Consider the following 13,312-nt stretch of genomic DNA (forward strand, 5'->3'; position numbering starts at 1 on the left):
ACCTTCCTCATGAAACCGTCGTCGTAATGACGCCTGCGATCCCCACACATGAGAAACCGCACCTCCAATCATCGAATCTGCATTATCGCAGTCCAACAATCGGGGTGCAGTTCACACCGAGGGGGCCAAGAACGTGTAGCGGAGCGAAAATCCGCAGCACACAATGCAACGTGATCTGGATATGTGGTGAATGATGGAACACGCTAACCCTGGGGCTGGCCCCGAAACGAACCTCGAAGCCATCTCCGAAACGAACTCTTCGCAAGAGTCCGGCGATCTTGACGATAATCCGGGCATCCTCGAATGCCGGGTCGCCGATGTGACCTGCGATATCGAGTTCAAAGACCCCAAAACGCCGGCATATTACGGCATGTTCGACGGCCATATCATCAAGCCGGCAGGCAGCGAAACCCACGCCGCATCCAATCCCACATCGAAACCCGCCCCAGCCCCAGCCCAAATCCACACCACATACAACGCACGCGGCGTGCGCAACATCATCACGTTCCGTCCGCCGGCGGACGCCGCGTTCGCCGAATGGCAGCTCGCCTACGATCAGGTCTCCCGGCAGATGCTGCGGTTCGGGCGGCTTACTTTCCACGGCGCCTGCATCGAGTACGCCGGCCGCGCGTACGTGTTCACCGCGTTCAGCGGCACCGGCAAGTCCACGCACATCCGGCTCTGGCGGCGCTATCTTGGCCCGTCAGTGCTGCCGGTGAACGGTGACAAGCCGATCTTTCGTCTCGACGACGGCAACGCGCTCGCATGCGGCACGCCGTGGTCCGGCAAGGAACGCTGGCAGCGCAACGTGCAGGTGCCGCTGGGCGGCATCGCGATCCTGAAACGCGGCACGACCTGCTCGATCCGCAAGGCCACTGTCGACGAGGCCGTCGAAGAGCTCATGAACCGCATCTACCTGACGCGCGACGCCGAGGAAGCCATGCTCGCCACCGACCTGCTCGACAAGCTGATCGCCCGCGTGCCGATCTACGTGCTCACGTGCGACATGAGCGAGCAGGCGGTCAAGACCAGTTTCGAGGCCATGACCGGACTGGATTACGCGACCGCGGCCGCCGCAGCGGCAACCGAAACTGCCGCCGCGGCAACAGCAACAGCCACGCCCAAAACAAATTCTTGATGAACGCCCGCTGGCAATCCAGCCAACTGCGCCACATCATCATCGCAACATTCTTATAACTGAAACGAAACCACGTGCCGGGGGAGTACCGTCGGCTCACGCAGAGAAAGAAGGAATCATGAACGCAGCCATCATGCGCGTCATGAGAACGCTCACCGCCGCCAACCGGCGCATCACGGGCCTGCTGCTCGCAGTGGCGACCATGATCGCCATGGCCGTGCCGTCCGGCATCGCCATGGCCGCCCCCGCCGCAACGCAAACGCAGCCGGCAGCCGCGACGCAAACGGCCGCCGCGCAGGCCGCTGCCCCCGCCGACACCAAGGCCGCGGCCGCCGAAACCCCGGCCGGTCCGGACAACAAGGCCGCCGGCACCGCCAAGATCGGCGTCCTGTCGGATACGCATTATTATCCGGCCAACTACGCGGACGACAATGACGACTTCCATGACTATGTCGGCGGCGACCCGAAGCTGCTCGAGGAGTCCAACGCAATCTCCGAGCAGGCCGTGCAGATGATCATCAAGGACCACCCCGACTACGTGCTCGTCACCGGCGACCTCACCAAGGACGGCGAACAGCAGGCCGAATACGACATCGCCGCCAAGTTCCGCGAGATCGAAACCAAGACCGCCGAAAAGTACGGCGAGAAGAACGCCACCAAGGTGTTCGTGATCAACGGCAACCACGACATCTACAACACCGACGCCTGGAACTTCCACGAGGGCACCGGCCAGCGCGAACCCGCACCCAGCATCAAGGATTCGGAAGGCCACACGTTCATCGGCAACGACCCGCACTTCCAGACCACCGACTCCACCGGCAAGGCCATCACCCAGGGCGCCACCGACCCCGCGTACTTCCGCTACGTCATGCGCGACTTCGGCTATGACGAGGCCGCCCAGCAGGACAAGGCCGACCGCGCGGCCAACAGCAGCGCGCCCAGCCACTTCTTCCACAACCCCGGCAACGATAACACCGACTTCAACAGCGCCGACCACTACCGCACCGCGGACGGCACCCCCAAGGCCGTCGCCGGCGAGCTCAGCTACTACGTGGACGAGGGCGACTACCGGTTCATCGCCATCGACTCCGGCCGCTACAGCCCCGACGCCGAAACCGGCTACGACTACAACGAGCACGTGACCGCCGGCCGCGTCGACCCGACCCTCCTTCCGTGGATCGCCTCCGTCACCAAGGACGCCGACGCCAAGGGCAAGACCGTCATCGGCTTCCTCCACCACGGCATCGTGCCCCACTTCGTCAACGAGGACAAGACCCTCAACGAGTACGTGGTCGACAACTGGCAGCAGGTCGCGTCCACGCTCGCCGACGCCGGCATGCGCTGGGTGTTCACCGGCCACATGCACGCCAACGACCGCGCGGATTACGTCTCGCCCAAGGGCAACCCGCTCGTCGACATCCAGACCGGCGCGCTCGCCAGCTACGGCACGCCCGTGCGCTACGTGACCTTCTACCGCGGCCAGAAGCTGCCCGCCGAGACCGCCGGCGGCAACGGCGAGCGACACGCGGAGACCATGGACGTGAAGACCGTTTCCGTGGGCCGTGATCCCGAGAATCCGAGCAAGCATGTGACGCTGACCGTGCACTGCGGCTACGGCGTGACCCTGCCCGCCGACCCGTCCGGCCGGTGGACGCAGTGCAACACGGCCGACAACACGCAGCAGATCAACGATCTTGAGGCGTATACGAAGCAGAAGCTGTACGGTTCCGGCCTGATCACGAACATGGCGGTCGGCACCGTGCGCCCGATGCTTGAGAAGATCGGCAAGCAGGGCCTGCAGAACTATCTGGCCAAGGAGCAGCCCGACTTCGACCTGAAGCAGACGGTGCTCGACTATCTGCGCGAGTACATGGCCAGCCCGATGACCATCACCGGAGGCATGTACACCGCGCAGGCCTGGTATGCGAACGGCGGGCTGCATCTGAAGGGCATCGGCGGCGTCGCCCAGCTGCTGGGCGAGACGACCATCAGCGACGACGAGATTATGGCGATCGTCGGCGACCTGATGTCGCAGATCGACACGCAGTACCTGCAGCAGCCCGACTATCTGGCGGGCGTCATCAAGCAGGTGGTCGACAAGATCTCGGCCATGCAGCCGGTCGCCGGCAGCGACTATGCGCTCGTCGCCATGGTCTCCGACCTGATGACCAACCATCTGCAAGGCGCGGAGAACACGTCCGGCGTGAACCGTGACAAGATCGCGGCGGCTTCGGCGGCCATCAAGAAGGGCAATCTGGTCAAGGACATCATCAACCTGCTGCTCGAGACCATCGTGCCGCAGGGCGGCAACGGCGTGCTCGACCACATCACCTCCACGCTGACCGTCCGCTGGAACCTGGGCTTGAGCGGCCTGTGGCTGACCGTGCTCAACCTAGCCACGTCGAACGGCAACCTGAAGTCCACGCTCGACACGTTCGGATTCAACGCGGCCAAGATCCGCTCCATCGTGGACGACAAGGTCAATGAGTACATGAGCCCCAGCTTCCTGACCGGCATGGGCGGCATCATCGGCACGATCATCGACCAGATGTCCACCGATTCGGTCGGCGAGGACGATGTCGAGAACTCCGGCAAGGCGGTGACAATCGCGTACACCGGCCACAAGACGCCGTTCGACCCTGACGACACGGCCGCCGGTTCCGGCCAGCCGACGCAGATCTCCATGTCGCTCGGCAAGGACACGGTCAAGGACCGCGCCTTCCGCTGGTACGCGCGCTCGTTCTACGACACGTCCAAGGTCGACGAGAAGACGCACGCCTATGACACAGTCACCGAACCCGGCAAGGTGCAGGTGTGCCGCGACGCCGGCTGCGACAGTGTGATCAGCACCGTCGACGCGACCGCCGAGCAGGTCGTCAAGCCGAAGACGCTGCTCAACCTCGGCCTCACGTCCGGCTACGGCAAGGACTTCTACACGAAGTACTCGGCGCAGGTCACCGGGCTGACCGTCGGCCAGCCGTACTACTACCGCGTCAGCTCCGGCGACTTCTGGAGCTCCACCACGCGGTTCGTCACCGGCTCGAGCGACGACACGAAGGACTCGTTCTCGTTCCTCAACGTGGACGATTCGCAGGGCATGACCCAATCGGACTACGACACGTACCACAAGACGCTCACGGCCGCGCAGTCCCAGCTGCCCGGCACCGCGTTCACCGTGCACGGCGGCGACGTCGTGGACGAAGGCTCCAACGAGGACTACTGGACGTGGCTGCTCGACGGCGACCAGGAACGGTCCATGGCCGTGACCGCCGCCACCGGCAACCATGAGGACAAGTCGCACGTCGAAGGCGTGAGCGACCCGAACTCCATCATGAGCCACTTCAACATCCAGAACCTCGACGTGCCCGACCAGGACCAGACGAGCGGCACCTACTACTCGTACACGTACAAGAACGCGCTGTTCGTCGTACTCAACTCCAACGACCTCGCCGCCGACGACTCGATCTCCAGCGGCCAGATGGCCTGGGCGCAGAAGACCGTCAGCTCCTCCGACGCGAAGTGGAAGATCATCGTCCTCCACAAGTCGCCGTACTCGAACGGCCCGCACCATGCGGACGCCGACGTGGTGGCCATCCGCGCGCAGCTGACCAAGTTCGCGGCCAACAACCACATCGACCTCGTGCTCTCCGGCCACGACCACACGTACAACCGCACCGACTTCCTCGACCGCAACGGCAAGAAGACCGCGGTGACCACGAAGACGCAGGCCTTCCAAGGCCAGAACTTCCAGGTCGCGCAGAACCCGAACGGCGTCGTGTACGCGATCGCCGGCACCGCGGGCGTCAAGAACTACGAGCAGCATGACGACCCGGCCGTCGAATCCGCGGTCAGCCTCGCGCTGAACGTGCCCGCCTACGCCGGCGTCAACATCGACGGCGACACGCTGTACTACCGCGCGTACAAGGTCGAGAACGGCGCCTCGCAGCAGATCGACTCGTTCGCCATCAGCAAGGCGGCCACCGCCGAGAAGACGGCCGCCGAGAAGGTCATCGACCAGATCGCCGCACTGCCCGCCGCCTCCGACGTGGAGACCGGCGACGAAGCGGCCATCGTCGCCGCCGAAACCGCGTACAACGCGCTGTCGGCCGCCGACAAGGCCAAGGTGACCAACCATGACAAGCTCGTCGCCGACCGTGCCGCGCTCGACGCGCTCAAGGCCGCCGACTCCGGCCAGACCGTGAACGCCTGCGACGCCGGCTCGTTCAAGAGCGCGCTCGGCAACGCCGGCGTGAGCAAGATCGTGCTGTGCGGCGACTTCGAGATCGAATCCGGCTGGTTCGTCAACGACTCGCGTCGCGTGTACCTCAACCACCCGGTCACCATCGTCGGCGACGGCCGCGCGCACACGATCGCGTACGCCGAGATCGGCGTCAACGACAACGCGCGGCTCGTGCTCGACGGCACGAACGGCGGCATCACCATCAACGACGTGCGCGCCGGCGGCAGCATCTGGACCAGCGCCCAGCCGGTCGTGCTCGGCACCAACGCCACGCTCATCACCCGCGGCACCGTCACCCTGCAGACCAAGTACGGCACCGGATCCGACAACGGATACGCGGTGAACGTGAGCGGCGCGGGTGCCAACGCCATCATCGGCAAAGGCACCACGCTGATCGGCGCGGGCGACGGCGGCTACGGCCTCAAGGTCGGTCAGGCCAGCGGCTCCGCCACCATCGACGGCGGCCAGATCTACGGATTCGGCCCGGCGGGCGTCAACTCCGGCAGCTACGGCGGCGTGCTCAACAACGGCCGCCTGACCGTCAACGACGGCACTGTGTCGTCGGTCGACTCGCGCGCCGGCAGCACGCTGACCATCAACGGCGGCACGTTCAAGGACATCTCCGGTGGCGAGGTCAACCAGAGCGCCCGCGTGGTCGTCGGTTCCGGCGTGAACGCGTACATCACCGGCGGCTCCATCGAGCCGCTCGGCGGCCAGAGCATCCTCAACAACGGCACCGTCTCGATGATGCCCGACGCGGCAGGCAACCTCGCGCTCGGCAACGGACTCGCCGTCAAGCCGTTCGTCGGCACCGTCGCAAGCCGCAACTCGCGCGACGCGAGCGCCGCGTACGTGAAGCTCGGCGACGGTAGGTTCGGCGAGCGCGACGGCATCTACCAGGCCGGCGACGCGGGCGTCTCCTCGCTCGAGTCGCTCGCCGCCGACGCGGCCGCCGCCAAGCGACTCACCGACAGCAAGTCGGCTGACGGCGCGGACGGCAACGCGACCATCACCGCCACCCTGCCGGCAGGCTCGAGCACCGTGTACGCGAAGCTGCTGATCAACGGCCACGGCGTCGACGGCATCACCGGCGGCGGTGAATACTGGGTGTACGGCAAGTCGGCAGCGTTCGAGAACAACCCGGTCACCGCGGTCGTCATCGACAGCGCGGACCCGTTCGTCGCGAACCTCAACAACAGCACGACGTTCGGTCTGAGCGCACACGTCGAACCCGACAACGCGCACGACCTGAGCCTCGACTGGACCTCCAGCGACGAGAGCACCGTGACCGTCGACGACGCCACCGGCATCGCCAGGGTCTTGAAGCCCGGCGACGTGACCGTCACCGCCAAGTCCAAGACGTACCCGGACGCCAAGTCCGACTCGACCGAGTTCATCGCCGTCAAGCCGACCATTTCCGGCACCAACGGCGAAATGGGCGAGGAGACCGCCAAGCTGGGGCTCTCCGCGAGCACCGGCATCGATGGTTCTGGCTCAGGTTCGGACGCGACGATCGGCAAGCACAAGGTGAGCTGGCAGTGGAGCGTCGACCGCACCGACATCGCCACCATCGACCCCGCCACCGGCGTGCTGACCAAGTCCGGCACCGGCGAATCCGGCACGGTCACCGTCATCGCACGGCTCGTGCTCGACGGTACCGCCACCGACGCGACCGCGTTCCGTACGATCAAGGTCACCTCGCTCGCCGCCGGCCAGTACATGGTCGAATGGTACAAGCACCAGGGCGGTCAGGCTTCGTTCCCGGAGCTGCCGGCCGACAAGTGGACCGCGCCGGCCGCGCCGTCCGGCAAGGTGTTCGCCGGCTGGTACGCCGACCCCGCGTTCAAGGACCCGTACATGAAGACCAGCGGCAAGGCGTACGCGAAGTTCGTGGACGCGAAGCTGATGGGTCTCGCCGCGCAGGTGCCAGCCGGCCTGGACGTCAAGAAGACGCAGGCCACGTATCTGCGAGCCATGTCCACCATGGACACGAAGCGGTACGCGCAGGCCGGGTTCGACTTCCACATTCCGGCGGTCGATGGGGTTGCGGCGCACACCGTGACGCTCACCACCGACATGGTGTGGAACAGGGCCGATCTCAAGGGCAGCGGCAATGGCTACTACACTCCGCAGGACGCCAACGGATTCGGCTACGATTTCGGTCCGTCCGCGCAGTACTGGACCGTCGCCTTCCTGACCAAGATCCCGCAGGCCTACTTCGACAAGGACATGATCGTGGATGTCTGGTGGAAGACGCTTGACGGCACGACCGTCCACACGCCGCACACGCAGCCCGACGGCACGGTAGGCTACCGCCTCAACATCGCCGAACTGGCGGGTCAGAGCTCCGGCGCCTCCCAGCTCAAGTCCGCCCGCCAGTAGCCCGCCCTGCTCGCCCCCGCCAAAGGGCCGCGCAGGAGCGAGCTGCACCATCCCGCCCTCGGCCCCCTCAGTGGAGGGGCTCAGTTGTGGCTTGGCGATTCCGCCTCTTGGCCTCCTCGGTGGAGGGCCGAGCCGTCAAGCAAACGCCGGAGGCGTTTGTAGGCGAGGTGCGAGCGACAGCGAGCCAGTATTGAGTCGGCCGTAGGCCGTCCTTAGTTGCAGGACGCTGTCAGCGAAGCTGACTGGGGGAGCGCCCCCCGCGTGGCGACTGGCCCGCCCTTGGCCCCCTCGGTGGAGGGGGCTGTCAGCCGGAGGCGGACTGGGGGAGCGTCACCCGCTTCCGCTGGCGAAAACTGTCGAGCGTAGCGAGACTGAGAGCGGCCCGTCCCACCCATCTCTCCCGCACTTAACCCCATCCGTCACGATTCTTCAACCGACCGTACTCGTACGATGCTCTTCGAGTACGGTCGGTTGAGAAAACCTGACCAACCGTACTCGTAACCCCCGTTCCGAGTACGTTCCGTTTTCAGCCCCTCGGTGGAGTGGTTCAATTGGCGACCCGCCCTTGCCTCCCGCCAAGGGGCCGCTCAGGAGCGAGCTGCACCGTCCCGCCCTTGGCCCCCTCGGTGGAGGGGGCTGTCAGCGAAGCTGACTGGGGGAGCGTCACCCGCGTCCGCTCCCCTTATCCCACAGCTTGACCAATACCCACTCCCCAAGCTGCACATTGTGTATCTTGGGGAGAAATCACGGTGGATTGTGTACCTCAAGGTGCACAATCCACCGCTTTTCTTTACATATTGATCACATTTTCACCGCAAGTTGCACATTGTGCATCTTGCGGCGGCAACACGAACGGCATCGCGCGTACGGAAAGGAGGTGCCGCCATGGCCGGTCAGCCATCGCCAATCCAGCTATCCCAGCCGTCCTCCGCATCCCCGCTCGTCTGCGAAATCGCAGGACGCCAACACAGCATCCGCATCCCCGCCGACGCCACGGACGCAGTATCCGCACAGTTCGACGACTTCGCAATCCCCGACTGGCTTGCCGGCGCCGCAAGCAGCCGCCCCATCCGTGTAGCACCAGCAGCCGCCGCGCTCACCGAACTCGCGCGCGCCCACCCGCACTGGTCGCGCGACCGACTCATCCTCGAATCGCTGCAGACGGCCATGCTCTCAGCCTGGCCCACGCAAGGCATGATCGCAGTCAACGGCATCTGCATCGAATACCGCGAACGCGCTTACCTGTTCTCCTCGCTACCGACCGCGCGCGCCGAACGTCACGCCCTGCTGTGGCGGCAGTATCTCGGCGACGTCGTGCGGCTGGTCGGCGACGGCTGGATCGCACTGCACGTCACCCGCAGCGGGCGCAGCTCGTATGTGACCGCATCTGGCACGCCGTGGCGCGGCCGCCGCGGATGGAGTCGCAACGTGACCGTGCCGCTCGACGGATGGTGCTTCGTGCATGATGCGGCCGGGGCGGGAGCGTCCGGCTCGCCAGACGCGGAGCCGGCTTCAGCAGCCATGACCATCACCGCCGGCGCAAGCGTCCGCGGTACGTCAGACAAGCCGAGCGCACCGACCGCTCCCCACGCCCCCGTCGCCCGATCCGCTTCCACACCCGCAATCCGCGCGTCAGGCGTGACGGCTGCACCAGCTTCAGCCTCGATCCCTGCCGCAAACGACCATCCATCTTCGCCAGCTGTACCGTCTCCGGTGTTCGCCGGCCAGGCATCTTTTGCGCCCGCCAGCGGCGCAAGCACTGCCCCCGCCCCGCAGGTCGACCGGCTCAACCCCTCCGCCATGGTCGACGAGGCCGTACGTTTCATGCACATGCCGGCGACCGCTACCGGAGTCGGCCACGCGCTCTCGTTGCTCGACAAAGTCCTGCTGCTGACCCCCACCTACCGGTTCATCGGCGGCGAACGCGAACCTGATGCCGCCGCGTCGTTCGCCGAGCTCACCGGCGAATCGTTCGACGACTGCCGCGAACCGTTCGTCCTCCCGCTCATCCTCGGCCCCCACACGTGGGATTAGCGCTGGGTTTTCGCTCCCGCTGGCGGGAGCTGGCTTGCGTAGCGAGACTGAGGGTGGTCGCCACAGGCAAGGCTCATCCGTCGGCCTAGGCGCCGGCAAAGTGCCGGACGACAGTGAGCCGGCATTGAGCCGCTCGCAGGCCGTTCTTGGCCGCAGGACGCTGACATCCCCAGCTGAGTTGCGCAGTCGGCATACGTACTGCCGCATGTTGCCACGGCTCGACAACATCGGCGTTCCGGACGACTTGTGGCAAGAAATCCGGCCGATTCTGTCGGTTGCATGCCCACATGGTTGCCACGGCTCGACCAGACCGTCGAATTTGCAAAGTTGTGGCACGTCTGCCGATCCACGTTCGCGCGATGCCGTCTGACGGGCTTGCGCACGCCATACGCCTCCACCGTCACAGCGTGCGTACACCTGCTGAGGCAGCAGGCTGGGATTGGTGTGCGCCTCCGCAGCACCGCGCGGAAGAGCCGGAATCGGCAAAGCCAGACGCTCTGCGTCCCGTAAGTGCTGAAACGGCGATGCTGTCGTTACGGGACGTCCCGAACGTGCAAAAACGCCCGTTGTGTCGTTACGGGACGTCCCGAACATGCAGAAACGGTGTTTTTGTCGTTGCGGGACACGCGGCATCCGGAGACGCCACGTCGATGCAATCTCAGAATCGTTGAAAAATGGCGGTTTCTGGAAGGGTGACGATACTTTCGCAGCAACAGGGGCGGCAATGCGACGATGTGCGCGTGCTCCCGTAAGCGCAAAAACGGCTGCCGTGTCGTTATGGGACGTCCCGTAACGACACGGCTGGCGATTTCGCACTTGCGGGACACGGCCATCGCCCCTATCCTGTGTCGGGTTCGTCAAAGATTCCCGTATCTCAGTCTCCTTGCCGGCGCTCGCTGCGTTCTCCGGCATGCGGTTGTCCGTTTTCGGCTTGTTGCTCTTAGGTGCCTGACTGCGTTACGGAGGTGGTTTTGCGCTGCCTGTGCGGCCAACACAAGACGTTTTCGATCCGCTCGCGAGGCGTCGTCACCGTCGCGATACCTAAGAGTATGGAATACGGTTCAAAATGAGCCGTTTTCTTGCTACCGGCATCAAGCGTCATCCGGCGGCGCTGGGATTGAGCCGCCGTTACTATAGAATGCCAAGGGTAAGGCGGCCGGTGCGAGGGGTGGTATGCGATGAACGGGACCACGGGATTCCAGAATGTGGCGGGGGCGTCTCCGGCATCGTCCGATGAGATGTCGGTGCAGAATGCCGGTCGAAGCTGGCAGTCCATCATCGGCGGCGGCACAGAGCCGTCGCCTCATACGCGTCATGCACATGCCCCTGCTCATGTCGCCGTCACTTCCGCACAGCCCGCAGTCAGTCGTACGGAACCTGCCGGCGATCCCGCACAAGCCGCAGCCGGTCACACGCGAAACGCCGCCAGTTCCGCATCTTCTTCCTCTGCCGCGCATTCCGCTGCTGAATCCGCACAATCCCGCGATAATTCCACGCAATCCCCCGGCGCCGCCACACAATCCGCTGCTGATGCCGATCATGTCCCCGGTAACGTCACCCATGCCGCCATCGACGCCGCAACCCAAGAGCCGCGTTCGTCACAATCCTCCACGCAACCAGCAGCCTCTGCCCCCGCCCAACCCCACGCCGACCGCCCCACGTGGCGCATCTACCGCTGGCTGCTCGGCGTGTACGGCCGCGCGAGCTGGCTGGTGGCCGCGCTGTGCGTGCTGCAGGCGGCGATGGCGGCGATTGCGGTCGGCTACGCGCTGATGATGCGTGGTGCGATTGACGCGGCCATCGCCCGTGACCAGACGGCGTTCGTCCGCGAATCCGTCGTGTTCGCCGTGGCCATCGTCGTGCAGATTGTGCTGCGTGCGCTCGCGGTGCTTGTCGCCGAACGCGCCCGCAGTTCGATGGACAACCGGATGCGCTCGCGCGTGTTCGCCGGCATTCTCGACGCGCCGATCGCCGAGTCGCAGCGGCATCATTCCGGCGAGCTCATGAACCGGCTTACCAGCGACGTGACGGTCGTCAGCGGCTCGGTCGTTTCGCTCGCGCCGAACGCCGCGTCGATGGCGATCCGCATCGTCGGCGTGGTCGCGGTCATGATCACGCTCGCTCCCGGCCTGACCGCCCTGTTCGTGGCGGGCGGCGTGGCGATGGTCGGCGCGTCGTTCCTGCTGCGTGGGCTGCTCAAGCGGTTGCACAAGCGTGTGCAGGAGGCTGAGGGCCGCGTGCGTTCGTTTCTGCAGGAGTGTCTGGAGAGTCTGCTGGTGATTCAGGCGTTCGGCGTGGGCGGCAAGGTGCGTGCGCTCGCCGAACAGCGGATGAGGGATCATCAGCGTGCGCGGATGCGGCGTGTGACGGTGACCGCGGTGGCGAGCACCGGCCTGGCGAGCGCGATGAACGTCGGCTATCTGATTGGTTTCGTCTGGTGCGGTTTCGGGATTCTGCACGGCACGTTGAGTTACGGCACGATGATGGCGGTGATTCAGCTGATCGGGCAGATCCAGTCGCCGTTTGCGATGATCGGCGGCATGTTCCCGCAGCATGCGGCCATGCTCGCCAGCTGCGAGCGGCTTATGGAATTGGTGCCGGATGACCACCCTCAGTCTCGCTCCGCTCGCCAGCTCCCGCCGGCGGGAGCGGATGCCGTTACCTCTCGCCCCCCGCTGGCGGGGGGTGCCGAGCATAGCGAGGCGGGGGGTGGTTCGCCCGCTCACGATCATGAAGGCGCCTCTGCCGCTCATGCGCATGGCGGGGAGTCCTCGCTCCGCCCCCCGCTGGCGGGGGGTGGTCTCACGCCCAGTGGTCTCACCGCCCGCGACCTCTACACGCGCATGGACGCCATCCGCCTCGACCACGTGGATTTCACATACGGACGCAACGAGGTCCTGCACGACTTCTCCGCCGACATCCGCCGCGGCGACTTCGTGGCGATCACCGGCCGCAGCGGCATCGGCAAGAGCACGCTGATGAAGCTGCTGCTCGGCGCCTACCAGCCGCAATCCGGCCGGATCGGCATCGCGACGCCGGACGCAGACCTGCTCATCCCCCCGCACGCCATCCCACGCGGCTTCTTCGCCTACGTGCCGCAAGGCAACAATCTCATGAGTGGCACCATCCGTGAGGCCGTCGCCTTCGCCGACCCCGATCCGGACCCCGCCCACATCGACGACGCGCTCGTCGAACGCGCCTGCCGCATCGCCGACGCCGCCGGCTTCATCAACCAGCTGCCCGACCGGTACGAGACGCGGCTCGGCGAACGCGGCTCCGGCTTGTCCGAAGGCCAGATGCAGCGCATCGCCGTCGCCCGCGCACTCTACAGCCAGGCGCCGGTGCTGCTGCTTGACGAGTCCACGTCCGCGCTTGACATCGCCACCGAGCACGCCATGCTCGAACGCATCCGCGCCCTCAAGGACCGTACGGTGCTCATCGTCACCCACCGTGCGGAGGTGCTCGACTACTGCGACGCCGTGATCACGCTCGGCGCCGCCTGATCCAGCGCCCCGCGT

The 13,312-nt window shown here is 65.6% G+C and carries 4 protein-coding genes; all 4 read left to right on the forward strand.

What is annotated here, in order from left to right; translation table 11 throughout:
• Positions 1-190: 190 nt before the first annotated feature.
• Positions 191-1,138 carry a hypothetical protein gene (locus F7D09_RS10510; protein ID WP_152235439.1) on the forward strand — a complete coding sequence of 316 codons (948 nt, stop codon included), beginning with the start codon at positions 191-193 and terminating at the stop codon, positions 1,136-1,138.
• Between the two features lie 118 nt (positions 1,139-1,256).
• Positions 1,257-7,760 (forward strand): metallophosphoesterase, encoded by a 6,504-nt coding sequence (locus tag F7D09_RS10515; protein WP_152235440.1) that lies wholly within the window; start codon positions 1,257-1,259, stop codon positions 7,758-7,760.
• Between the two features lie 885 nt (positions 7,761-8,645).
• The gene (locus F7D09_RS10520; protein ID WP_152235441.1) at positions 8,646-9,794 is read left to right on the forward strand and encodes a hypothetical protein; all 1,149 of its coding nucleotides are present in this window, start codon (positions 8,646-8,648) and stop codon (positions 9,792-9,794) included.
• A gap of 1,238 nt (positions 9,795-11,032) precedes the next feature.
• Positions 11,033-13,297, forward strand: a complete 2,265-nt coding sequence (locus tag F7D09_RS10525) for an ABC transporter ATP-binding protein (RefSeq protein WP_193312454.1) — start codon at positions 11,033-11,035, stop codon at positions 13,295-13,297.
• Positions 13,298-13,312 lie beyond the last annotated feature (15 nt).

Origin of the sequence: Bifidobacterium leontopitheci (assembly GCF_009193355.1) — a bacterium.
GTDB lineage: Bacteria > Actinomycetota > Actinomycetes > Actinomycetales > Bifidobacteriaceae > Bifidobacterium > Bifidobacterium leontopitheci.